The organism is Lacipirellula parvula, from assembly GCF_009177095.1.
GTDB lineage: Bacteria > Planctomycetota > Planctomycetia > Pirellulales > Lacipirellulaceae > Lacipirellula > Lacipirellula parvula.
Map to the genome: position 1 here is coordinate 5,568,353 of NZ_AP021861.1, position 23,569 is coordinate 5,591,921.

At 62.1% G+C, this 23,569-nt stretch carries 25 protein-coding genes; 12 read left to right on the top strand and 13 right to left on the bottom strand.

Annotated features, from left to right (window positions below; translation table 11 throughout):
* Positions 1-167 precede the first annotated feature (167 nt).
* Entirely contained in the window at positions 168-431 is a 264-nt protein-coding gene (locus tag PLANPX_RS21740; protein ID WP_152100758.1) for a hypothetical protein, read from the top strand.
* Positions 428-721, top strand: coding sequence for a type II toxin-antitoxin system RelE/ParE family toxin (locus PLANPX_RS21745; RefSeq protein WP_152100759.1), 294 nt, complete (start codon positions 428-430; stop codon positions 719-721). The genes PLANPX_RS21740 and PLANPX_RS21745 overlap by 4 nt, the downstream gene beginning before the upstream one ends.
* A 21-nt stretch (positions 722-742) precedes the next feature.
* On the opposite strand, the gene PLANPX_RS21750 is transcribed toward PLANPX_RS21745, so the two are convergent.
* Positions 743-1,915, bottom strand: coding sequence for an ADP-ribosylation factor-directed GTPase activating protein isoform b (locus PLANPX_RS21750; RefSeq protein WP_152100760.1), 1,173 nt, complete (start codon positions 1,913-1,915; stop codon positions 743-745).
* Between the two features lie 189 nt (positions 1,916-2,104).
* Here PLANPX_RS21750 and PLANPX_RS21755 point away from each other — a divergent pair, with 189 nt between their 5' ends.
* Positions 2,105-2,818, top strand: a complete 714-nt coding sequence (locus PLANPX_RS21755; RefSeq protein WP_232536216.1) for a zinc metallopeptidase — start codon at positions 2,105-2,107, stop codon at positions 2,816-2,818.
* A gap of 111 nt (positions 2,819-2,929) precedes the next feature.
* On the opposite strand, the gene PLANPX_RS21760 is transcribed toward PLANPX_RS21755, so the two are convergent.
* From PLANPX_RS21760 to PLANPX_RS21785, 6 genes are all read right to left on the bottom strand, one after another.
* A complete protein-coding gene (locus tag PLANPX_RS21760) occupies positions 2,930-3,532 on the bottom strand; it encodes an HD domain-containing protein (RefSeq protein WP_152100761.1) in 603 nt (200 codons plus the stop codon).
* Between the two features lie 71 nt (positions 3,533-3,603).
* On the bottom strand, positions 3,604-4,065 hold the full coding sequence (locus PLANPX_RS21765; RefSeq protein ID WP_152100762.1) for a hypothetical protein: 462 nt from the start codon (positions 4,063-4,065) through the stop codon (positions 3,604-3,606).
* Positions 4,066-4,080: 15 nt separating this feature from the next.
* Positions 4,081-4,584: a GNAT family N-acetyltransferase gene (locus PLANPX_RS21770; protein ID WP_152100763.1), complete on the bottom strand. Its 504-nt coding sequence runs from the start codon at positions 4,582-4,584 to the stop codon at positions 4,081-4,083.
* A 10-nt stretch (positions 4,585-4,594) separates the two neighbouring features.
* Positions 4,595-4,870, bottom strand: coding sequence for a 50S ribosome-binding protein YggL (locus PLANPX_RS21775; RefSeq protein ID WP_152100764.1), 276 nt, complete (start codon positions 4,868-4,870; stop codon positions 4,595-4,597).
* A 71-nt stretch (positions 4,871-4,941) separates the two neighbouring features.
* Complete coding sequence (locus tag PLANPX_RS21780; RefSeq protein WP_152100765.1) at positions 4,942-5,421, bottom strand: cupin domain-containing protein; 480 nt, start codon at positions 5,419-5,421, stop codon at positions 4,942-4,944.
* A gap of 70 nt (positions 5,422-5,491) precedes the next feature.
* Complete coding sequence (locus PLANPX_RS21785; protein ID WP_152100766.1) at positions 5,492-5,932, bottom strand: hypothetical protein; 441 nt, start codon at positions 5,930-5,932, stop codon at positions 5,492-5,494.
* 311 nt (positions 5,933-6,243) lie between these two features.
* Between PLANPX_RS21785 and PLANPX_RS21790 the strand changes: the two genes are divergently transcribed.
* From PLANPX_RS21790 to PLANPX_RS21810, 5 genes are all read left to right on the top strand, one after another.
* Positions 6,244-6,768 (top strand): hypothetical protein, encoded by a 525-nt coding sequence (locus PLANPX_RS21790; protein WP_152100767.1) that lies wholly within the window; start codon positions 6,244-6,246, stop codon positions 6,766-6,768.
* Positions 6,765-6,983: a sulfur carrier protein ThiS gene (gene thiS, locus PLANPX_RS21795; RefSeq protein ID WP_152100768.1), complete on the top strand. Its 219-nt coding sequence runs from the start codon at positions 6,765-6,767 to the stop codon at positions 6,981-6,983. The genes PLANPX_RS21790 and thiS overlap by 4 nt, the downstream gene beginning before the upstream one ends.
* Positions 6,984-7,110: 127 nt before the next feature.
* On the top strand, positions 7,111-7,947 hold the full coding sequence (locus PLANPX_RS21800; protein ID WP_152100769.1) for a thiazole synthase: 837 nt from the start codon (positions 7,111-7,113) through the stop codon (positions 7,945-7,947).
* A gap of 40 nt (positions 7,948-7,987) precedes the next feature.
* Complete coding sequence (locus PLANPX_RS21805; protein ID WP_232536217.1) at positions 7,988-9,988, top strand: ATP-dependent DNA helicase; 2,001 nt, start codon at positions 7,988-7,990, stop codon at positions 9,986-9,988.
* A gap of 242 nt (positions 9,989-10,230) precedes the next feature.
* Positions 10,231-11,628, top strand: a complete 1,398-nt coding sequence (locus PLANPX_RS21810) for an alkaline phosphatase D family protein (RefSeq protein ID WP_152100770.1) — start codon at positions 10,231-10,233, stop codon at positions 11,626-11,628.
* 135 nt (positions 11,629-11,763) lie between these two features.
* Here PLANPX_RS21810 and PLANPX_RS21815 read toward each other — a convergent pair whose 3' ends face one another.
* From PLANPX_RS21815 to proB, 4 genes are all read right to left on the bottom strand, one after another.
* Complete coding sequence (locus tag PLANPX_RS21815) at positions 11,764-13,695, bottom strand: amino acid permease (protein ID WP_152100771.1); 1,932 nt, start codon at positions 13,693-13,695, stop codon at positions 11,764-11,766.
* 350 nt (positions 13,696-14,045) lie between these two features.
* The gene (locus tag PLANPX_RS21820) at positions 14,046-14,573 is read right to left on the bottom strand and encodes a M50 family metallopeptidase (protein ID WP_172992237.1); all 528 of its coding nucleotides are present in this window, start codon (positions 14,571-14,573) and stop codon (positions 14,046-14,048) included.
* A 31-nt stretch (positions 14,574-14,604) separates the two neighbouring features.
* Positions 14,605-15,684, bottom strand: a complete 1,080-nt coding sequence (locus PLANPX_RS21825; protein ID WP_152100773.1) for a hypothetical protein — start codon at positions 15,682-15,684, stop codon at positions 14,605-14,607.
* Positions 15,685-15,768: 84 nt separating this feature from the next.
* On the bottom strand, positions 15,769-16,917 hold the full coding sequence (gene proB, locus PLANPX_RS21830; RefSeq protein WP_172992238.1) for a glutamate 5-kinase: 1,149 nt from the start codon (positions 16,915-16,917) through the stop codon (positions 15,769-15,771).
* 615 nt (positions 16,918-17,532) lie between these two features.
* On the opposite strand from proB, the gene PLANPX_RS21835 reads away from it, so the two are divergent.
* The gene (locus tag PLANPX_RS21835) at positions 17,533-18,756 is read left to right on the top strand and encodes a hypothetical protein (protein ID WP_152100774.1); all 1,224 of its coding nucleotides are present in this window, start codon (positions 17,533-17,535) and stop codon (positions 18,754-18,756) included.
* Between the two features lie 30 nt (positions 18,757-18,786).
* On the opposite strand, the gene PLANPX_RS21840 is transcribed toward PLANPX_RS21835, so the two are convergent.
* Both PLANPX_RS21840 and PLANPX_RS21845 read right to left on the bottom strand, forming a co-directional pair.
* Entirely contained in the window at positions 18,787-19,227 is a 441-nt protein-coding gene (locus PLANPX_RS21840; RefSeq protein WP_152100775.1) for a hypothetical protein, read from the bottom strand.
* Positions 19,228-19,476: 249 nt separating this feature from the next.
* Positions 19,477-20,526, bottom strand: coding sequence for a DUF1559 domain-containing protein (locus tag PLANPX_RS21845; RefSeq protein WP_152100776.1), 1,050 nt, complete (start codon positions 20,524-20,526; stop codon positions 19,477-19,479).
* A 620-nt stretch (positions 20,527-21,146) separates the two neighbouring features.
* Between PLANPX_RS21845 and PLANPX_RS21850 the strand changes: the two genes are divergently transcribed.
* The 3 genes from PLANPX_RS21850 to PLANPX_RS21860 all read left to right on the top strand — a co-directional run bounded on the left by PLANPX_RS21850 (position 21,147) and on the right by PLANPX_RS21860 (position 23,547).
* Entirely contained in the window at positions 21,147-21,347 is a 201-nt protein-coding gene (locus tag PLANPX_RS21850; protein WP_152100777.1) for a hypothetical protein, read from the top strand.
* A gap of 89 nt (positions 21,348-21,436) precedes the next feature.
* The gene (locus PLANPX_RS21855; protein ID WP_152100778.1) at positions 21,437-22,069 is read left to right on the top strand and encodes a YdcF family protein; all 633 of its coding nucleotides are present in this window, start codon (positions 21,437-21,439) and stop codon (positions 22,067-22,069) included.
* 182 nt (positions 22,070-22,251) lie between these two features.
* On the top strand, positions 22,252-23,547 hold the full coding sequence (locus PLANPX_RS21860) for a formylglycine-generating enzyme family protein (protein ID WP_152100779.1): 1,296 nt from the start codon (positions 22,252-22,254) through the stop codon (positions 23,545-23,547).
* Positions 23,548-23,569: the final 22 nt, after the last annotated feature.

Genomic DNA, 23,569 nt, shown 5'->3' on the forward strand with positions numbered 1-23,569 from the left:
GAATGGCGGGGCCGGCGAGGATGCGGCAGGCAGGGGCGAAAATGCCCGAAGTTCCCTGAATCCCTTAGCTTAAGTGGGCTACCAGGGGTGGTCAACCAGACGCCGGGGCCGGGGAGCTGGGCCTCTCCGGCGGGCAGGATGACCGCGGCATGTGGTATAATACCACCATGAGCAGCCCCCTCGCCCTAACCCCTGAAATGCAGCAGGCCCTTTCCGTGAGCGGCGGGCTGCCGGTCGAGCTCACTGACCCCGCGACGCAGAAGGTCTATCTGCTGGTCGAGAAAGACAACCAGGCGGCTGCATATGGCGAGTATGTTGAGCGCGCACTCGAAGAAGGGCTCGCCGACTTTGATGCTGGACGATTCGAGCCCTGGGACATTGAAAAGACGATCGCGAAAGCCCGCGAGTCTCTCAATTCGAAGCATCAATGAATCGACTTGCAGTCTACCGCTCATCTGCTGCCGACCAGGATCTTGTCGAGATCTGGGTCTATGTCGCTAGAAGCAGCACGAAAGCGGCAGACCAGATCCTGCGACAAATCGATGCGAGGATCGAAGGGCTTCGGTCCCAACCGGAAATAGGCGAACGAGTCGAAGCTTCACGCGCGGGACTGCGACGAATCATCGAGGGTCACTACCTCATCTTCTACCAACTCGTCGACGATGGCATTCGGATTGTTCGAATCCTTCACAGTGCAAGACGCTGGGAAGAGTTGCTCTAACATCTCCGCCGCCAGCTCACGCTAGTTCGCAGCAGCAGTTGTCGCTCCCGCCAGTTTCCCCGCCCCTTGCGGTCGCGGCTCCCCTTCACGAGGCCCGAACACCTTCTCGCGGTACAACACCAACCCATGCACCGCGTGGTACAGGCCGCCGCACTCGAGGTCGAGGTGCTTCGTCCGGTCGAGCAGGTTGCACATGTAGACAACCGCCTTCTGCACCCACGGCTCTTCGAGTTGCTTCTTCGACAGGGCGAACGTCAAGAACTCGAGCGTGTGCCCCGTCGCGGCGAGGTGCTCGTCGAGGTTGTTTGAGTTCGCTGAGCGGAATAGGAACGCAATCGAAAACGCCCCCGTCGGCAACTGTAGTTCGCGGGCCGCGGCAACTGCCCAATCGATCCGCTGCTGCGCGGCCAGCCAGCCCCCCTTCAGTTCGACGCCAGGGTGGGCCGCTTTGTAGTTGTTGAGCGCAATCGACAGCCCAATGAGCCGGTGCATGCCGCCGCACGCGCTGTTGGCGATTTCGTCCTGGGCCATCTCCTCATCGCCGTACTGGGCGCCCGCCTCCATCGCGACAAGCCGTTCCAGCGACCACTCTTGCTTGTCGGTGCCGACCCACGTCTGGTCCATCGGATCGAGATGCTTCGACAGCACGATGATCGTCCAACTGCTTTCCTTGCCTTCGAAGCAGTCGTACTTCGTCCGGTCGATCAAATCTTGAACAGAGTATTCCTTACCGGCGACGATGATCGGCCGCGTCGCCGGGACGTTCCACTGCGATAGGATCGCCATCCACTGGTCGTCGTGCCCTTGGCCGTACTTGCCCGCCTCGATCTCCGCCCGCAGTCCTTGCGGCGTCGCATTGATCGTCCACCCCTTCATCGGCTTGCCGTCAAAGACCCAGTCGACGGCGTTCACTTTTTGGCCAGCGGAGAGGATCTCGAAGTTCTCGCCGAACGCCAGCACGCCGTGCAGCAACTGCCAGGCGGCGTGGTCTTCGAGCGACATCTCGCGGCCATGCTGCGTGAAGTCGAGCGTGCGGTCGATCAACTCCCGCAGCCCCTCCTCCTTCGGCACTTCGACGCTGCGCGGGGTCTCGTTGCTGGCGGTTTGGAGTTCAGCCAGCGGTTCGTCGGTTCCGTGCGAACCGCACCCCAAGACGAACGCGACGGCGGCGAATAACAGGAAGGGACGCATCATGGCATTCACGCAGGCTAAAAAATCGGCTCCCACACGTCGGGCGCCAAATGTGCGTTGCTGTCGTCCCAGTCGCTTGAACTGCCAAAGTGGCCGTTACGTAATAGACGACAGTAAACCCCACAGTCTACCCGGAATGCCCGGCATTGCACGCCCGGCAGCCGCGGAGACGCAAGATCTAGGCACGTCAGGATGATTTTTTCGCTTCACGGTTACATGACCTACATGCTCTGGATGGCCCCAGCGCTGCTGCTGGCGATGTGGGCTCAGTGGAAGGTTCGCGGCACCTACGCCGCCGCCTCCCAGGTTCCGGCCCGCCTGAGCGGCGCCGCGGCCGCCCGCCATATTCTCGATTCCGCCGGCCTGCAGAACGTCTCGATCGAACCCATCGCCGGCGAAATGACCGACCACTACGACCCCAGCGCCAAGGTCTTGCGGCTTAGCGAAGGAGTCTACGGCAGTCGCTCGGCCGCCGCCGTCGGCATCGCCGCCCACGAAGCGGGCCACGCGCTGCAAGATGCGAAGCAGTACGCCCCGCTGGTGATTCGCAACCTCGCCGTGCCAGCCGCGAACTTTGGCAGCGGCATCGGCATGCTGCTCCTGTTCATCGGTGCCGGCATGGCGATGAAAGGCATCGCCGCGGGCACGCCACTGATCTGGCTCGGCATCCTTGGCTTCGGCTGCGTCGCCGCGTTCCAACTGATCAACCTGCCAGTCGAATTCGACGCCAGCAATCGTGCGAAGCAGTTGCTCGTCTCGCACGGCATCGTCGGCAACCAAGAGATGGTCTACGTCAACGGCGTGCTGAACGCCGCGGCCTGGACGTACGTGGCGGCGACGCTGCAATCGGTGCTGACGGTGCTGTACTATGTGATGCAGTTCACTGGCGGGAATCGTAACGGGTAGGACGCCATTCCTCGCATCGAACCGCGACCGCCGGTCGCGGCTTTGTACCGTCACCGGTATTCCCTTAGCCCCCGGCTCTTCAAGCCGGGGGGTTTTTACGTCCATCGCATCTCAATCGTCTCTCTCCACTCTCCCCTCTCGCGAAAAGTATTCTTCAATCCACTGCTCGCACAGTCTCCATAGTTCGGGCGCACCGCGTTGAATCGTCGTTCCATATCGCACCTTCACTTGCTCCAGCGTGACGCCGTTCTCCGCCCACGTTCCGCCGCCGGTCACGACGTTGGCCACCAGCGGCTGAAAGCGATCGAGCACTTTCGCGAACTTCGCGTCGTCGCTCTCGCCCGCCTCGAACTCGCCCCACAGAGCGAGCATCTCCCCCTGTTGCTCCGCGGGCAGCAACCCGAAGAGACGCTCCGCCGCCTGCGATTCTAAATCAGCCTGCTGCGAGTCGGGCCCGCTCAGATGCAGCGGATGGTCGCCCGCATCGACCTCGACGATATCGTGGATGAGCAGCATCTGGATGACTCGCGACGCGTCGACCGGCGCCGCCGCGTACTTGTGGAGCAACATCGCGTACAGCGCCACGTGCCACGAATGTTCCGCTGAATTCTCCTTGCGACTCCGATCGAGGAGCGGCGACTGACGGATAACGCCTTTGAGCTGGTCAACTTCACGCAGGAAACTGAGTTGTCGATCGAGGTCGTCGGAGGACATTGCTACTTACTCTTGGATTCGTACCGAACCGTTCTACAGCTGATCGTTATCCCCAAATCCCACGCCCTGGGTCAATTTGCCTGCACTGAAATCGCGCGAGGATCGCGGACAGAAGCGCTGGAAGGGTTGTAGAGAATCGACATCCCGTCGTAGTGATCGAACTCAGAGTCGCCACTCGAGCCAGAAATCCGTGACCGCCAAAAGCCGAAAGTTTCACGAGCTTCGCTTCGTGTTTTACCAACCAGGTGCTGATAGTCGGCGGGGTCCAACGGCGGCATAAGCTCTGGAACGACGAAAATCACGAACCAAAGCGACACGGGCGTCGCTAGCTGGGCGAGCAACAGCTTCCATTGCCGCCGAAATGCAGCGTACAAAACGCCGACAAACAGGCACGCCACGTAGAAAAACAAGAGCTTGAGGAGATCGTCGTAGTCGAGCCCGTACTTGCCAGGATGGTCGAAACCGATGTCGCCAAAGAGGAGAACGCCTAAGAGCAACAGTTGGACGACGAAGAACGCAATCGCGCCTTTCATAATTCCCTCTCACCGCTAATCCTGCGCGTCGAAACCTGCGTGATAAGCGACGCGACCGCACGGCGTCGCCGCACCACCGAACGCTACGGCCTGAAAATACTCCGCTGGAACGCCGGGCAGCACTAGCTCCGGCGTCGCCTTGAACCCGAACCGCCCGTAATACGCCGGCTCGCCCAGCACAACGCACCCAGCAGCGCCGCGCTCTCGCAACGCGTCGAGGGCGGCGTGCATCAGCGCCGTGCCGATCCCCTCCCCTTGCCGCTGCGGCACGACCGAAATCGGACCGAGGCCGTACCAATCGGGCGAGCCGTCGGAAATCGTCACAGGCGAGACGGCGACATGACCGACGATCACCCCGCCCTCCTCCGCCACCAGCGAAATCGAAAGCGTTCCAGCCGCCCGCAACGCGGCGACGATGAACTGCTCGGTGTGATCGGTATGCGGCGCATGGAGGAAGGCGGCCTTCGTTACCGCTGCGATCGCCGGTACATCTTCGCGAGTTTCGCTGCGAATTCGCACTATGACGCCCCTACTCCCACTCGTCGACCGGCTCGCCGATGCTGAAGTTGTCGATGCTCGCCGAGTTTGCGAACCAAGCCGCGACGTGAGCTAAGTTCGCGAGATGCGCGTCGCTCCCGCCTAACTCGACAACGCCCTCCAGCTTCGTGCCGCCTCCACCGCCGCTGAATGCAAGCCCGCGGCTTTCGATGCAATCTTCAAGAAACTCGTCGAGGAAAGCATCAAACTCAACGCCCGGCTTGAGCGTCAATTCGAACTCGACGCCCCATTCTTGGAACTCACTCACGTGTTTCTACTTTCGCAACTGCTTTCGCATGGCCTCACCGCCTACTCCCAACGTCCGTCGCTGCCTATTCTCTACTTCGCCAAAATCTCCACTCCATACCGCGGCGCCGCCGCGAGCAGGCGTTCGATCTCCTCAGGCGTCGGCGGCAGCGCCGTCGTTGTCCCCTCCGCCAGCGGCACGCCGACCTCGAAGAACATCTCTTCTAATCCGGCCGGCGTCACCGTGATGATCATCCGCGCGGGCGCCTCGCTCTCGTTCTTGAACGAGTGAGCCAGCCCCGGCGGCAGATAAACCGCCGTCCCCTCCACGCCCGTCACCGTTTCGTCGCCGACACGAAACGTCATCTCCCCTTCGAGAACGTAAAAGCTCTCCGCCTCGCGCGAGTGGACATGCGGCGGCGGCCCGCCCCCCGGCGGCACGAGCGCCTCGAACGACGCATACGTCCCGCCTGTCTCGGCGCCCGTGGCGAGAAAGCGATAGACGTCCCCGACGATCGCAATCGTGCGGCCTCTGGCGGGACGACGAAAAGTTGGACGCGCCGGAGTTCCCATAGTCCCACGTTCTTTCAGGTCAAATCTACTGTGCCGAGCGAATCAACAGTTAGGTCGAGGACCGATATCCTCATTGAGTGCTGTCGACGATGTCAACGTCCGTTCCTTGCCGAGCCCATTCATAACTCACGCCCCCCACTTCAACCCTCGATTCCATCACGCGATACAAATCATCACCGAAGCGAAGATGAAACGCTCCCGGTGTGATGGTCATGTCGTGGAACTCGACTTCGCCTCCGGGAACTTCGACGCTTCCGGAATTAAGTACCCGCACGGCAGGCGCGTCGAGTTCAACGTCCACAAGGAATAGCGGCGAGACTTCCGCATCCCCGCCAGAACCTTCCGGCTGCACGAACTGCAACATGGCCCCATGATTGGCCGGCGTCATCACCAGCACGAACGGAGGTCCGTTCACCCTTTGCCAGACGGAATCAAAGGAGAGAGCCACGGCAAGCACAAGCAGGAGCGCGACAGTGACGACAAGCGCGCGATTCGCGGAGGCAGCATTCATTTGGCGGCAATCTTCCCGTAAACCAAGCGGCTCAGACGTGATCGCGGAGCCGCGAGATCGATCATTAACATAACTTAATGTGGCGGGTACGGTCTGCTCGGCTTGGATGCGCCGGGGCTGGGACGGCCCGGCTCGCTGTGGGAGAGTTGTGACAAGCCTTTCCCGCTACCGCCCGCTCAATCGCGTCAATTTGCCCAATGACGCCGGCCTGTGGATTCTCCCCCCAATCAGCGGTACGATGAAGGGACGACCGGCAAGGAGCCAGTCGCCGTCCTTTGTAGCTCTTGGCGCCTCGCGCGAGGGAGAATCCCATGCTTCAGCGAGTCTGCAATCACACCGCCCTGCTCGTCGTCGGCGTCGCCATTGGCGCCGCGCTCACTGCCGGCTGGCACGGCGTCACCGCAACGCCGCAGGCGCATGCCGTGGCGACGCACGGCAGCGATAACTTCGCGATCGCCACCGGCTTGGTCGACGACGACATCGAAGCCCTCTACTTTCTCGACTACCTGACCGGCGACCTGCGCGCCGCGATCGTGAATCGCCGCAATGGACAGTTCACCGGATACTTCCGTTACAACGTGATGCAGGACTTTGAAGCCGTCGGCGATCCGGCGCGGTTCCTTATGGTCACCGGCATGGCCAATCTGCCGCGCGGCTCGGGCCCGACGCAAATCGCGAAGGCCCTCATCTACGTCGCCGAGGCCTCCAGCGGCCAAGTGGCGGCGTATGTCCTGCCCTTCAACTCGACGCTGAACTCCTCGGGCGCTCTGCAGTCGGGCACTTTCATCCGCGTCGCCCGCGGCTCGTTCCGCGACGCCTTTGTTCGAGACGAATGAGCGATCCCGCCCAGATTGAAATCGAAGTGAATGGCAAGCCCCGCCGCATCGTCGCGGGGAGCACCATCGCCGCGCTGTTGCAATCGCTGGAGCTCGATCCCCGCACGCTCGCCGTCGAGCGAAACCTAGAGCTCGTCCCGCGCGGTCAGCATGCCGCGACGCAATTGAGCGCCGGCGACCGGCTGGAAGTCGTAACGCTCGTCGGCGGAGGATGAACCGCTCGGCGCCGTCAGTTGTCCGTGGTCAGTCGTCAGTTGCTGTGCCAGGCGGCTGGCGGCTCGACTAAAGTCTCCCGCTCGCCAGCCAACTGACAACGGACCACTGACCACGGACGCATTCGCCATGTCAATCGACATCCTCACCGACGAACCGCTCGTCATCGGCACTCACACGCTGGGAAGCCGGTTGATCGTCGGCACAGGCAAATATTCTAGCTACGAGCTCATGGGCGAATCGCTTGAACGCTCGGGCACCGATTGCATTACGGTCGCCATCCGTCGCGAGCGGCTGATCGACGCGGCCGGGAACAACATTCTCGACTTCATCGACACCTCGCGCTACACGCTGCTGCCGAACACCGCCGGCTGCTTCACCGCCGAAGATGCGGTACGGGTGGCGCGACTCGGCCGCGAGATTTTGCTGGGGCTCGAAAACCCGGGCGCCGATTGGGTGAAGCTCGAAGTGCTGGCCGACAAGAAGACGCTGCTACCCGATCCCGTGGCGTCGATCGCGGCGACCGAGCAACTCGTCGCCGACGGCTTTCAGGTCCTCTGCTACTCGAACGACGATCCGATCATCGCCCGCCGGCTGAAGGAAGCGGGTGCCACGAGCGTGATGCCCGCCGGCAGCCCGATCGGTTCGGGCCAGGGGATCTTGAACCCCAACAACATCCGCATCTGCCTCGAATACCTCAAAGAAAACGATCCGACCTACCCGGTGATCGTCGACGCCGGCGTCGGCACCGCGAGCGACGTGGCGATCGCGATGGAGCTCGGCGTCGACGGCGTGCTGCTCAACACCGGCATCGCCCACGCAAAGGATCCACTGCGGATGGCCGACGCGATGCGTTTCGCCACGGCGGCCGGCCGGCTAGCGTATCTGTCGGGTCGCATCCCGAAGCGGCTCTACGCGACGGCGAGCAGCCCGGAAGAGGGCACGATTACCAAACAGCCGCTGTAAGTGGCGGCCTTGGTTCCGAGTTTTGGAACGAAAGCAGTGAATGGATTCCGATCACGCTCTCAGCGTCGCTGATATTCTCGGCCCCGAGGGTTCGATCGCGCGCCGCTTGCCGCATTACGAACTGCGGCCGCAACAACTCGACATGGCCAACGCCGTTGCGAAAGCGATCGCGGCGAAGCGGCATCTTTGCGTCGAAGCCGGCACCGGCGTCGGGAAGAGCTTCGCGTACCTGGCGCCGGCAATCCTCGCGGCTACCAACCCCGACGGCGGCAAACCGCCGCGCGTCGTCATTTCGACCCATACGATCAGCCTACAAGAGCAGCTGATTCGCAAAGACTTGCCGTTGCTCAACAGCGTCATTCCGCGCGAGTTCTCCGCCGTGCTCGTGAAGGGGCGCCGCAACTACATCAGTCTCCGACGGCTGCAGGGAGCACTCGCTCGCGGCAAGAGCTTGTTCGAGGACGAAGCGGGCCGGCAGCTTGATTCGATCCGCGCGTGGAGCGAATCGACCGTCGACGGCTCGCTCGCCGACCTCAGTTACAAGCCTCTCCCCGCGGTATGGGACGAGATCGCCAGCGACCACGGCAACTGCATGGGCCGCCGCTGCCCGACGTATAAAAAGTGCTTTTACTACCAAGACCGCCGCCGCGTGCAGAACGCGCAGATATTGGTCGTGAACCACGCCCTGTTCTTCAGCGACCTCGCCCTACGGCGGCACGGCGTGAGCATTCTGCCCGACTACGACGTCGCGGTGCTCGACGAAGCCCATACGATCGAGGGCGTCGCCGCCGACCACCTGGGGCTCTCGTTCAGCAGCGGGCAGGTCGAGTTCGTGCTCTCGCGGCTCTACAACGATCGCACGAACAAAGGGCTGCTAGTTCACCACAACCTGAAGCACCTCTGCCAGCGGGCCGACCAGTGCCGCTATGCGGCGAGCGAGTACTTTGCCGATGCGTGGGAGTGGAAGTCGAACTCGGCTCCCGCGAACGGCCGCGTCTCGGCGCCGCTGGAAATCGACAACCAGCTAAGTCCCTCGCTCATGGAGCTCGCCCGCGGCGTGAAGCAGGCCGCCGACGCGATCAAGCAGGAGAGCGAACGGCAAGATCTCAACTCGGCCCACGACCGACTGGTCGGGCTGGCCGGCGAACTCAACTCTTGGCACACGCAACAACTGCCGGGCGCCGTCTACTGGATCGAATCAAGCTGGAACCGCCGCGGCACGCCGCGAATGACGCTCGCCGCATCGCCGGTCGACGTCGGCCCCGCGCTGCGAGAGCAACTCTTCCAGCAGACGAAAAGCGTCATCATGACGAGTGCAACCCTCTCGATCGGCAAGCAGCCGTCGTTCGCGTTCTTCCGCGATCGCATCGGACTGACGCAATGCGACGAGCTGCGACTCGACAGCCCGTTTGACTACCAGGAGCAAGCAGAGCTCGTCACGCTTCGCGGCATGCCCGACCCGACGGCCGAACGCGACGGATACGAACGGGCCTGCATCGAAGCGATCAAGCATCTGGTCCGCGAAAGCGACGGCCGAGCGTTCGTGCTACTCACCAGCTACGAGATGATGCGCCGCGTCGGCGCCGGGATCGCGCCGTGGCTCGCCCGCCACAATCTCAACCTGTTGAGCCAAGCCGACGGCACGCCGCGCAGCCGGATGTTGGAACTCTTTAAGGAGAATCCACGCTCGGTGCTATTGGGGGCCGATAGTTTCTGGCAGGGCGTGGATGTGCCGGGCGACGCACTGGAGCTGGTGATCATCGCGAAGCTGCCGTTCAGCGTGCCCGATCACCCGCTGCTCGAAGCACGGCTCGAATCAATTCGCGCCGCCGGCGGCAATCCGTTCAGCGACTACCAACTCCCTGAAGCGGTCCTCAAGCTGAAGCAAGGTTTTGGTCGGCTCATTCGCACGCGGCGCGACCAGGGCCGCGTGGTGATTCTCGATCCCCGCGTCCACACCAAAGCGTACGGCCGCACGTTCCTCGATTCGCTGCCAGCCTGCCGGCGAGCAGAGATGGAACGGCCCGCCGGCGTGCGGTAGCCCAGCTCGCTCGCATATTTAAGAGCCACCGGCTCCGCCGGTGGACGATGTGCACTCCGGACGCCACCGCACTGCGTCCACCGGCGAAGCCGGTGGCTTTTATGCCGGCGACTTCGCGCAATCTCTCGCCGAATAATTATGTCCGCATTGAGACGCCTTCGATGGTGGTCGCGGGCCGCAATCGGTGCTTACCATGACGCGTACGCGGAAACTGTTTCGTTGTTTGCATTGAAGGAGGCGTGATGGCGTTCAAACTCTCAACCCTGCGGCACGGCGTCCGCATCGCAACGCTCGGCGGCTGCTTGCTCGGCAGCGCGGCCGCGTGGTGCGATGAACGCGAAGCCAACTATCAGCTCTACCCCGAGATCGAAGGCGAACGGAAAATTGTCGGCCCGCTCGTGGGGCATGTCACCGATACCACCGCGTCGATTTGGGCCTACGCCGGTCCGCGGACGACGCCGCTGATTCTGGAAGTCGAAGAACTCGAATCGAAGCGCCCCTCGGTCGACGTCGAACAAGGCCCGCCGCAAAAGGTCCGCCTCAACGCGACGCCCGATCCCAAACGGCATCACGCCGTCGAGTTCAAAGTCACCGACCTCAAGCCGGAAACGCGCTACGCCTTCGTCGTGCGGCTGGCCGAGGCCGACGACGCCGCGGAGTCGGGGCTCTTCGCGACGGCGCCTGCCGTGGGCGAGCCGACGAAGTTCAAGCTGGCCGTCTCCTCCTGCTTCGGCGGGGCTTACCGCCGCAAAGATGGCAAGACGGAAGAAGTTCGCGGCGAATACCACAACGACTCGTGGCATCTGCTGATGGGCGAGCGGCCCGACTTCCAGATGATCATCGGCGATAACGTCTACGCCGACTCGACCGACTACAACCACCTGTGGGACGCCTACACGCTCGAGCGAGTGAAGAACCGCCCATTCGCCGCGGCGGTCCGCACGATTCCGACGTACGCCGTGTGGGACGACCACGACTACGGTCCGAACAACAGTGATCGGACCTCGAAAGGAAAGGACGATGCGCTCGCCACGTTCCGCGAGGTCTTCGCCAACCCGCCGCGGGAAAAAGGAGCCGACAAGCCAGGCATCTACACGAAGTTCACCTACGGCGGCATCGACTTCTTCCTGCTCGACGGCCGTTACTTCCGCACGCCCAACGAGGACAAAGACACGCCGCAGAAGACGTTCCTCGGCAAAGAGCAAATCAAATGGCTCGTCGACGGATTGAAGGAAAGCAAGGCCCCGTTCAAGGTGCTCGTCTGCGGCAGCACGTGGATGGCGAGCAGCAGCGACGGCTGGCGGTTGTTCAAGCACGCCCGCAAGGAACTCTGGAACGCGATCGTCGAGAACAAGGTGAACGGCGTGATGTTTGTCTCGGGCGATATCCACCGCTGCGACCTGCAGATGCACCCGCCGGAAGTCGACGGGGCCTACCCGCTGCCGGAGGTGATCTCCTCGGGCCTCGGCAGCCACGGCAAATACGACCCGATGGGTTTTGCGACGATCGAGTTCGACACGACGCAAAGCGATCCGCTGATGACGGCCCGCGTGATCGATGGCACCGGCTTGGAGACGGTTAAACGCCAAGTGCGAGCCAGCACGCTGCAGGTGCGCCCGCACAGCGAGCACTCGCACTAAGCAGTTCCGCATGAAGCAACCTTTAGCCCCCGGTTCTTCAAACCGGGGGCAAACGGCTTCAACTCGAAAACAAAAATAGCCCCGACCAAGCTTGGTCGGGGCTATTCGTTTTACTACTTCAAAGCGAGTCGCCCGTTACGACGGCAGCGGCCCGTCGGTCGGGCTGACGCCTTCCTTCGCAAGCTCATGCACAAGTTCCTTACCCAGGATGCTGTGGCGATAGCCGTAAGCGAAGTAGAAGACCATGCCGATTGCCATCCACGCCACCAGCCGAATCCAGGTCGACAGCGGCAGGAACATCATCATCGAGACGTTCACTAAAATGCCGGCCGGCGCGACGATGTAAATCACCGGGCAGCGGAACGGCCGCGGCATGTCGGGATTCTGAAACCGCAGGATGAGTACCGTCACGCAGACGATGACGAACGCGAACAGCGTCCCGATGTTGACCATCTTCTCCAGGTCGGAGATCGGCGTGAACGCCGCAGCGACGCAGATCACGAGGCCGGTGAGGGCCGTCGAGATATGCGGCGTCTTGAACCGCGGGTGAATGGCGCCGAAGATCGCCGGCGGCAGCAGCAGGTCGCGGGCCATCGCCAGGAAGATGCGAGCCTGGCTGAGGAACGTCACGAGCATCACGCTCGTCAGACCGGCCAGGGCGCCGGCGGCGATCAAGATGCTGGAGTAGCCGAGCACCTTGCTGCCGGTCAATTCGGCCTGCTTGCGGAACGCTGCGGCAATAGCGGCCTTCGTATCAATCTCAAAGTACGGCTCCATGCCGGTGATCACCGCCGCCACGAGCACATACAGAATCGTGCAAATGACGAGCGACGCCAGGATCGCGATCGGGATGTCGCGCTGCGGATTGATCGCTTCTTCCGAGTGGGTGCTGATCGAGTCGAACCCGATGAACGCGAAGAAGACGATGGCGGCGCCGAGCATGATGCCCGAGATGCCGTAGGGAGTGTAGTTGGTGCGGAAGGCGTCGTCGAGCGGCTTGAGGCGTTCCGGGCTGATGATGGCGCCGAGAAGGCCCCACTTTTCGGCCGTCGCTTCGAGGGCGGCCTTGTTGATCTCTGCGATCGTCGCGTCGAACTGCGACGGGTCCTGCACCTTGGCCGTCGCGGCGTCAAGCGTTTCCTTGGCGGCAGCGATCTCGGCGTCGGCCTGTTCGTCGGTCAGGGTGCCCGCTTTCACCATGTCGACCTTCATCTGCTCGGCCTTATCGTAGGCCAGCTTCGCGCGAACGTACTCGGCGTCGACTTTCACTTGCTCCAGTTCGGCCTTCGTGAGTTTTGCCGCCGGTTTGCCAGTTCCCTCGGCCGCTTTCTCTTTCTCGGCCTTTAGCTTGTCGGCAATCACCGCGTTGACCTTCAGTTCGGCGGTGGTGAGACGCTTGCCGTAGGGGACTTCGGTCCAGTTGTCTTTGTTGATCATCGTCAGGCCGAGGCCGATGACGAAGAGCACCACGAACAGCTTCAGCAGCGTGAGCGCAGCGTTGGTGGCGGCGCTTTCGCGGATGCCGACGATGAGGATGATCGTCACGACGAGCATGATGGCGACTGCCGGGACATTGAACCAAGCCCCCGGCGTCGTGAAGGGATCGGAACAGAATCGCTCGGGAATCATCCACGCTTCGCCGAGCGTGGTGCGCAGTACCTCATTTAAATAGTTCGCCCACGCCGCGGCGACGCACGCGCAGGCCATGGCGTATTCGAGAATGAGATCCCAACCAATCACCCAGGCGAAGATTTCGCCCAGCGTCGCGTAAGCGTAGGTGTAGGCGCTGCCCGCCACGGGAGCCATCGCCGCAAACTCGGCGTAGCAGAGCGCGGCGAACACGCAGCCGAGGGCCGCGACGGTGTACGAAATGGTGATCGCCGGGCCGGCGTCTTCCGCCGCAGCGCGACCGGTCATCACGAAGATGCCGGCGCCGATGATGCAGCCGACGCCGAGCGCGGTAAGCGAGAACGGACCGAGCACTCGGCGGAGACGGTTTTCATTTGCCAGCTCGTCAACGAGGTGCTGGAGATCTTTGCGTTTGAAAAGTTGGCCCCACCGCATCATCTGAATCTACTCCCTGTCGCCGCCAGGCTTCGAGAACGACGCTTCGCCGCGCGCGAATTCGTCGGAACAAGGCAGAATAGCTGCCCGCGGCGGCCTGTTCTAGGTTCCATCGGGGGTAACTGCGGCGATCAACGCGGTTTTTTGTGCCGGTTAGGCAGAGTTTTGCGCGGCATCGCAACTGGGCTGCGCAGGGGCGGGAAACGAGGCGCGAATCGCTGTGCCGCGACGCCCGTAGTAGCCGCGGCTCAACGAGCCGCCGGAGCGGTGATCGAATGGGGAATGCTGAATGTGGAATGGGGAGAGATCGTGAGCAATCTCCTTCCTCACCATTCAGCATTCCCCATTCCCCATTATTTTGTGCACCGCTCCGGCGGGTCGTTGACCCGCGGCTGCTGGCGGGCTCGCTCCAACGCGAGATGCCAGATGAATAAGCCGGCGGAAATCGCCGCGACGCCGAAGGCCACAAGCAGCCATTGCGGCGAACCATGCCGCAGCAGGTCGCCCGCATCGCCGATGCGTTCGAACGAGCCGACGCCAATGTAGGCGCCGTTCGCGATGAGGCAGAAGCCGGCGAAGAATTCGACCAAACCACTCAACAATTGACGCCGTACTCGCGCTGCGGCAGTCGCTTCACCGCTGATGCGAGTCCTCCGACGAACGAGAAGCATCAACAGCAGCGGAACAATCGCTCCTACAATCGGCCCGGCCCAGGCGACAGCCAGCGGACGCGGATTCGGACGCACGCCGGTCCGTGAGATCCCCAGCAACGGCAACTCGACGCTCGTCACGGCTCCGCCGGTCGACCAAGCGACGACGGCATGCCCCGCTTCATGCACCGCCTGCATGCCGAGCCAGGCGGCGTAGAAGAGGCAGAGCATCGCTGCAACTCTCCAGACCAACGACCACGTCTTAGGTTCGATCGTCGCCATCGCTCATTTCATCGATCCAGGTTTTCAGCTGCGCTAGTTTCGCCAAAGCTCTCTTGCGCATACTCCATGCTACGCCGCCAACCATGGAGCCATATGGAAGCGTCATAATCAAGGCGGGAACCCACCCCTTCGTCATCCCGATCCACACGATTGCAGCAGACAACACTAAGCCAATCAACGCATACGCCAACAACGATCCACGCAGTCGTTCTTGAAGTTTCTCATGCTCTTTACGTATTTCCTCAAGCCGTCGCGGTCGAGTTCCCGGAATCAAAATCTCTACGCGGCTTGGGTCGATGTACATTGTCAGCATCATGCCAATAACTTCCGCCGTGGCTCCGCGCCATGTCGGCGTTCGACCTCCTTGATGAGTTGCATACGCAAGTTTGAGCTTGCGATCAGGCAATTCCAAGCACAGGTGCAGGAAGTCTAGCCGCTTCTCATCGGCCCTCTGCATGTTGAGCCATTGCACGTCGGCCCAAGCGTACTCCCAATTTTTGTTCCTCGACTTCAAACGAATTCCTTCCGGGCTGAACTGCCACCGCTCCCAACCGGACCAGATGACGATCTCATCGGGAACCTCAGCAGCGGGAGGTAAGACATATGCGGCGTTGATAAGCTTCAACACTGCGATACAGTCTGGCCCCGACAGATAGTCAATGCGTAAATGCCGCCGCCACCAAGGGCGCGCTGGATCGATAAGCACCGCCGCGTAGCCTTCGGACTTTCGAATTCGCCCGCTGGCGAAGTCGTTCCATGTCCAACAGTCTTGCCAGAAAACTCGCCGCCGCGTGATTCCATCGGCGCCGACGTGAAGTCGCCAGCGAAGCGTCAGCGCCGCGCTGAGCGATATCATCAGCATGAAGATGACGCCCACCAAGACGTCATCCAGCGGGCGCCCGATCACTTTGCTTGAAATCCAGCCTCCCAAGCACGCCAGCCCGACAAAAGAGAGGCAGATGTACCACAGGCAGCGCCGGTATGGGGGCGCCGCCTTCAACCATTCGCCGGATAGTTCTGAGTTATTGGATGGATTGGCCGAGTGATAGGTCGCGTTCATTGACCGTCATTCGTCCTTAAGTCATCACTCTTGGCGATTTTGCATCTCTTCGTTGCGTCGCTCCGGCGGGTCGTTGACCCGCGGCTATGTCAGGACCACCAAATTGTCGCGGTGGACGACTTCGTCGTAGGGGCAGTGACCGAGGAGTTCGGCGATGCGGTCGGTTGGTTGGCCGGCGATCGTTGTCATTTGCGTCGACGAGTAGTTCGACAGGCCGCGGGCGAATTCGCTGCCGGCTTGATCGCAGATCGCGACGACGTCTCCCTTGGCGAAGTTGCCTTCGACGCCGCGGACGCCGACGGCGAGGAGGCTTTTGCCGTTCGCTTGCACCGCCTTCGCGGCGCCGGCGTCGAGCAGCAGCTTGCCGCGCGGAGTGGCGCTCCAGCCGATCCAGCGTTTGCGCGAGGCGACCGTGCGGCCTTCGGCGAGAATCAGCGTGCCGACTTTTGCGCCAGCAAGAATATCAAGCAGCACGTTCGGGCGACGGCCGGCGGCGATGACAACGCTCTCGCCCGCGGCGGCGGCAATGCGGGCGGCGCGGAGCTTGCTTCCCATGCCGCCGCGGCTGAGTTGAATCCGCGCGGGGCCAACGGCGTCTTTGGCAAAACTCTCAGCGGCGTCGAGATGCGTGATCACCGACATCAGCTTGGCGCCTGGCTCCGACGGGTTGCGATCGTAAACGCCTTCCACGTCTGAAAGCAAAATCATCAGTGGCGCCCGCAGTAGGTTCGTCACCAAGGCGGCGAGGCGGTCGTTGTCGCCGAAGCTGATTTGCAGTTCGTCGACGGCAACGGTGTCGTTTTCGTTGATGATCGGAATCGCCCCGCAGCGGAACAGGGCGTTGAGCGTGTTGCGGGTGTTGAGGTAGCGGGTGCGGTGCTGCAGATCCTCGGCGGTCAGCAAAATCTGCGCGGCGTTCAGCCCATGCGGGGCGAGCGCCTTGTTGTACGACTCGATGAGCCGGCTTTGGCCGACGGCGGCGGCGGCTTGGAGTTCCGCCAAGTCGGTCGGCCGACGCTTCCAGCCGAGCCGGCCGATGCCTGCCGCGACGGCGCCGCTGCTCACCAGCACCACCTTCCGGCCATCGAGCCGCAGTCGGGCAAGTTGATCGGCCACGCCGGCGACGCGGGAGTCGTCGAGCGAGCCATCCTCGCGAGTAAGGACGCGGCTGCCGACCTTCACCACAACAGTGTCGGCGGCGGTCATGATTTCTTGGCGAACGAGGTCGGTCACGGTCTGGCTTCTTGTGGAATGTCGGTCGAGCGGCGTCGAAGGGCCGCCCTAAGGTGGAATCGCCTTTATATCGGGGGAGTGAATCGGTCGGAAGAACGGCCGAGCGGCGCAAGTGTCGCGTTTTTCATTTTTGGCGACACTAAGCGTAACTCATTGCTGGAATGGCACTTCTGCGGGCGAAATTGGGGCGACACGACATCTGAGAGGCGACAAGCGAGACGAAGCGGGCGACTCGCGAGGTCTCGCAGGGCGTCGGCCCTCGTGACTGCGTGAGACGCCGTCGCGATCCGCAGCGTCGTCGCCCCGGCAACCGGCCGCTCCGAGTTTCTTGGAATGATGTGCATATCGCCCCCTCCAACGCCTGAAGCGCGCCCTCGGCAAGCAGTGAACACACGTCCACACTAGCAATTCGCGCGGCCGATTTCTACTTCGAACCCTTTTTCTCTGCGCACAAATCGAATATTTCCCGGCGAGTTCTTGCGGCGGGCGGAGCGCGAGGCTCGCCACCGTTCCGAGAAGGTGGGGCGATAATCCAATTTCGGGCTGTTAGACTTGGAAATCGACGTACGTCAGCCGGCGTCGCTCACGCCACAGGAAACCTAGGACCGAGATTCGATGCGCTGGAAATTCCGCAACAAGAACGACGAGCAGGAAACGGCGACGCGAAACGCTTGGCTGCAGCGGATCGATGCCTGGTGGGCGGAGTTCGGCCGACAAAACAAGGCAATCGACGCCTACTTCAACGGTCGCGGGCAATTCGATTTGCCCACGTGGATGAGCGAGCACCTCCATGCCATCGACGATCGGATCATGTGGGAGTATGGCCCAGCCGATGCCGGCGAGGGGCACCGCCTGGTGCTGACCTGCGAGTCGAGGCATCACCAGCGGCCGCTGATCGACGTTGTTCTGGCCCGCGCTCCCAAGCTGCCGGGCTGGGAGTTCCATCCGTATCGCCCCGCGGCGGAAGCTGCGGATGCAATTGAAATCGTCCAGTCGCGAGTCGGCGTCGACATTTCCGACTACCAACTTCAGGTGCGCCGCAACGAATATCATCAGGTCGACCTTTGCTTTTATTCGACCAGCATCCCGAACGACGAAGATGACGCAGCGCACCACGCCGCCTTCGTGGCGACGGAAGCGATTTTGGGCGAGAAGCAGCTCGGCAAATGGGTGGGTGCGATCGAAGCGAAGTCGCTGAAGAAGGGCTGGGCGTCGAAGCTACTGGGGCGAGAGAGCGCTGCGCCCAAAGGATTGATTGCGCTCGCTCGAATGAGGCCGACGGTCGCTGCGTTGATCGCGAGCATCCGCGAGCAACTCCCAGCGACGCCGCGGGTCGCGTTGAGCGACGATCTGGAATACACGCTGTGGAAACTACAACCGACGCCGGCTGACGATTACGCCGGGCGGCAAGACTTACTCACTGCCACTTCCAGCTACGCACCAATGTGGCAGGCAACGCATGGTCGCTCATTCTTTTCAGAACGGTTCAGCCGCGTGGGAGAAATCTTTTGCTACGTCAAGATCGATGGCGCCGAGGGACTCGACGAAAGCAGCTTCGGCGATCGCGATGAGATCGAAGACGCCCTCGATGAGGCGTTACAGGCGGCGCAGGCGGGGTGCGTCATCGGAGCAGGAACCGGTCTGCTTTACTCGTACATCGAGCTTGCGCTGACCGACGTTAACGCCGGCATTCTGGCCGTGCGTCGACGCCTGCGAGAAGGCAATATCCCTCGACGAACCTGGGTGCAGTTCTACGACGCGACGCTGGCCGCCGAGTGGGTTGGCATCTACGACGAGACTCCTGCGCCGCCGATGCCCGCTGAGTTTGATGAAGCCTGACTCCGGCGATACCTTGGCGCGCGGTAACGTCTACTTCGAGGTCAGCTCGAAGTTGTACGGAGCGCCGTCGGCGGTGACGTCGATTTCGATCGGCGCGTCTTTGCGATACTTGGCCGGAACGAGTTCGGTCTTTTCGTACTCGCCAGTCTTGGGGTTGAGCGTCATCGTCGATTGATCGTCGCCAGGGGTGGCGACTTTGGTGCTGATCAAGATCCGATTTTTGCCAATCGGGGCGCCCTTGAGCGTGCGGCTATACTCCGCCACGTAATTTCCCGCGGAGTCGGCGACGGCGAAGCTAGTCCCCTTTTCGTTTTCGAAGGTGACATGGGCGCCGGCGAGGGGCTGGCCATCGAGCGTCACTGTTCCGTGGGCTTCGGCGAAGCCTGGGCGCATGGCGGGCTTGCCGCAACCGAATGTGGCAACGGTGAGGAACAGCGTGGCGACCGTTAGCGGGCGGGAGAGTTTGTGCATGCGTGGGTATTGGTTGGCGTAAGTAGCGCTGGCTGCAGACTGCGGAGCTTGTCTAACCGCTGCCAGCCCAAAGGCCAAGAAAATTAAACATTGAGGCTCCCTCCCCTTGAGGGGGAGGGTTAGGGAGGGGTGATTGAAGCGGGTACCAGCATCGCCCCCCTCCCCAGCCCTCCCCTCAAGGGGGAGGGAGCCGCAACATCTAAACTTGAATTCAAGTGTTGATGATGTGGCAAGGCGGTGCGATGCATCTTAAAAATCACCAACGAGTTGCTCGTCGGCGCGTGACCAAAGCCGTTGGTACACGCCATAGGCCAAGCCGCTGCGGGCGCTGTCGTAGGGATCTTCAGGATTCGGGGTGTTGCGTTGAGTCCAAGTCCGGTTCGTGCTTTCGATGTCCTCGGTGATGAAGTGGACGCTGCCATCGACCATCGCAAAGTTCACCCCGCCGGGGTGCATGCTGGCCGCGGCCCGACGAATGGTGGCGTTGGGCGCTGAATTCGGCGGATTCATCGACGCGACCCCCTCGTTGATCATGCGATTCGAGCCGGCGCCCGAGCCGTACCAGCGCTTGCGGCCGACAAATTCGCCAATGCTTTCGTCGCTATACGAAACGTCCCAAGCCGACTCGGTGACAAGAATTGTATTCGTCGTCCCGTCGACAATTTCCTTGAGCCGCTTCGAAGAGCGCGTCGTGCCGGCAACGGTGGGAAGGCGATGCCGCATGAAGATGCCATTGGCACGGTCGTCGCCATCCTGGTTGTAATGGCTGTCGTCGAACGAACCGCCGTTGCCGGCGTAACTAGTGGTGGCCATTTCCACGACTGAGCCTGCAACCTGTCCGGGCGTGCGAGAAACGGGGGGCGCCCCATCGGTCGGGCAGATAAAGAAGGGAAGCGGCGTTTTGATGAGGGCAACGTTTTGGATCTGCCCGGGCGTCGTCGGGTTCTCGACGCAGCAATACTCATCAAAGTCGATTTGACTAAAGGCGGCGCCTTGCTCCATTTGAGGCAGGATCCACGCCCCCCACGACCAGCCTGGACCGTCGTTAGCTTTCACGGCGCTGTCCGTCGTGTGGCCGATGGGGAATTCATTATGCGTGTCGTGGTAGACCTGCGTGGCCAGGGCAATCTGCTTGAGATTATTGACGCACGTCGACCGCCGGGCGGCTTCGCGCGCCGCTTGAACGGCAGGCAGTAGCAACGCGACGAGCACGCCGATGATCGCGATCACCACGAGCAGTTCGACGAGCGTGAAGCCGGCGCGTGAACGGTTGAGCGTTGAGCTAGGGGAGGAGCTCATGTTTGGTTCCTTGGTGTCTGCGATGACAGCGGTGATGCGAACACGCGCTCCCAAGCGGCTAACGCATTTTTCGGGCCAAGGAGAGCGATTTCGGACAACGCAGGCGTTTGCCCGAGGAAACAGAGCAAGTGAGCGGAGGGGACGGCGCCAGCTGCGGTCGCTCGCTGCGAGTCTGTGCGATATCGCCCGTAATATTTCACGAGCGTGCGTGGCATTTAACGGGCGAGATGCGTGCGAGTCGCTGCGTTGTGCGCCGTTGGGGAAGACCGAGGGGGTGAACCCCTCGGCTCGCTTGTTGGGGTTCGCTGGTTAGGCGTGGGAGGTACTGATTGAAGTTTGATGTTTGGGATTTACGGGATGAATACGGCGCTGTGGGTTTAGAGTTCGCGTCGGGCCTTGATACGCTTAATCGAGTTTAATCTTGTTGATCCTTTGCAATCCTGTGATCCTGTCCAGTCTTGCGATGGCGCCGGCTGGTCGCTGAAGCGACTCAGCCCGTTGTTGGGGTGGGGGAACTTTTTTTCTGGGCGGCGTCGATTTGGGGGAAGCTCGCTCGACTACTGGGTGAAGGGGCGAGAGTCGCCTCCTACACGCTCACTTTTATTCGCAGGAGTCTTCCGATGATTGCCACGCCGACTGCCGCTGTTGTTTCCGTTGACGCTGGTTTGAGCCGGGCCGTCGAGCCGCTGGCGAATTTCATTTGTGCGGCGGATCGGCCGCACGAGGCGCTGCGTACCGCGCTGCGGACGCTGCTCGACGAGGTGCAGCGGACGAATTCGACGGCCAGTCGCTATCTGAGCGGGCAGGCGGGGGTTTGTTAGACTCTTTGCGTTGGCCGTGACTTAAACACGCGCCGGAAGTTGCAGTTCGTCCACCGGCAGAGCCGGGGGCTTCTATTGGCGGTTGGTAGATGCATTCGCAGACGATTGAGATGGCGACGCGGCTGTGGGAATACATGGCCGCTGGTCGCGAGCATGCACCATGCGAAGCGATCGTCGTCTGCTGCTCGTACGACCTGCGCGTCGCTGACTATGCGTGCGAGTTGCTCCGCCAGGGAATCGCGCCGCAACTCATCATCACCGGCAACACCGGCAACTGGACGAAGCATTTGTGGAACATCACGGAGGCTGAGGTCTTTCGGGAGCGGGCAGTCGCGAACGGCGTCGATCCGGCGGCGATTCGGCTCGAAACCGAAGCGACCAACTTCGGCGAGAATGTTTCGTGCGTTCGGCGGCTCGTTCCGGAACTTCGCCGCGCGGTTTTTCTTACGAAGCCGAACTCGGTGCTGCGGGTGCAACTCACCCTGCCGGTGCAATGGCCTGAAATGCAAGGGATGGTCGACGCCCCGGCGATTCGCTTCCCCGACGAGGTGAACAACGTGGTCGGCATTTTGGGCGTGATCGACGAAATGGTCGGCGACGTTGACCGCATTTTGCGCTACCCGCAACGAGGGTATCAGACGGCGCACAACCTCCCGGCGGAGATCATCGCGGCGTGGGAGTATCTGAAATCGCAAGGCTTCACGAACCATCTCGTTCGGTAGTCGGCAGATGCGTCAACGCGCAGCCCGGCGGGTAAGTGAGACTCGCTCTCGCCGTTGCGCACCGGCCGCTCGCGTTGCATTGCTGGGGCCGTAGCGGGGGCTTATGCTCAAAGGACCGGCGACGCTCCACGGGGGTCGCTTTTGAGATTCTTGGTCCAGGATCGCCGCGCGGCGATTGCATCATGTTGAAGTTCGGATCGTGGTGGAGCGGGGCGATCGTCCTCGCATGCGGTATCTCGCTCTCGATGCTCGTGACGAACATCGTTCACGCAGCGGAGGCCGAGGGAATCGTCGACGTCAAACCGGCGGATGGGCCGGCGGTCGAAGTCGACGGAAAGTTCATGGTTCCCTACACCCAGACGATTCCGGGGACCAACGTCAAGTTTGAGATGATCCCGATTCCGGGGGGCGAGTTTCTGCTCGGCAGCCCCGACGACGAAGCCGACCGCAGCGACGACGAAGGGCCGCAGGTCCGCGTGAAGGTCGCGCCGTTCTGGATCGGCAAGCATGAAGTGACGTGGGCCGAGTACCAGTCGTACATGAAGATGTACAACGCCTTCAAGCAACTGCAAACGCTGGCGGCCAATCGCGCGACCGACCCCGGCAAAGATGAAAACGCCGAAGGTTGGGAGTTGATCGAAGGGCACGCCTGGAAAGGCGACGTCGACAATCACGGCGTCGACGGCGTCACGTGCCCAACGCCCCTCTACATGCCCGACCACACCTACATGGCGGGCGACCAGCCGAATCAGCCGGCGGTGACGATGACGCACTACTCGGCGCGGCAGTTCACGAAGTGGCTCAGCCGGCTTACCGGTCAAGACTATCGCCTCCCGAGCGAAGCGGAGTGGGAATACGCCGCTCGCGGCGGGACCGACACGCCGTACTCGTTCGGCGACGATGCCGGCAAGGTGGAAAACTACGGCTGGCTCGACGACAACGCCGACTACGAAACGCACCCGGTCGGCTCGAAGGCAGCGAATCCTTGGGGCTTGTTCGACATCCACGGCAACGTCGCCGAGTGGACGCTCGACGGCTACGCCGAGGACCGGTATAAGAAGCTGGGCGAACAAGCGAAGGATGGCGAAGCGATCGACGCCTGGGAGACGGTCAACTGGCCGACCGAGCTCTACCCGCGGGTGATTCGCGGCGGCTCGTGGCTCGACACGGCCGACCGGCTGCGGAGCGCGGCTCGGCACAAGTCGGAAGAAGAGGATTGGAAAATGTCCGACCCCAATCTGCCGAAGAGCCCGTGGTGGTATACTGAGGAAGCAGCCATGGGCGTCGGCATGCGGCTAGTTCGCCCCTACGCGCCGCTCACCGACGAAGACAAGAAGCGGGTCTGGGAAATCGACGTCGAAGATTTGGCGGGCGATGTGAAGGCCCGACTGAAGGAGGGCCGCGGGGCGCTCGGCAACGCCGACGCGACGCTGCCGCAGGCGATTGAGGCTTCGACGAAGATTAGCAGCGGGAAGTAAACCTCGTAGAACTCGTTCCTAC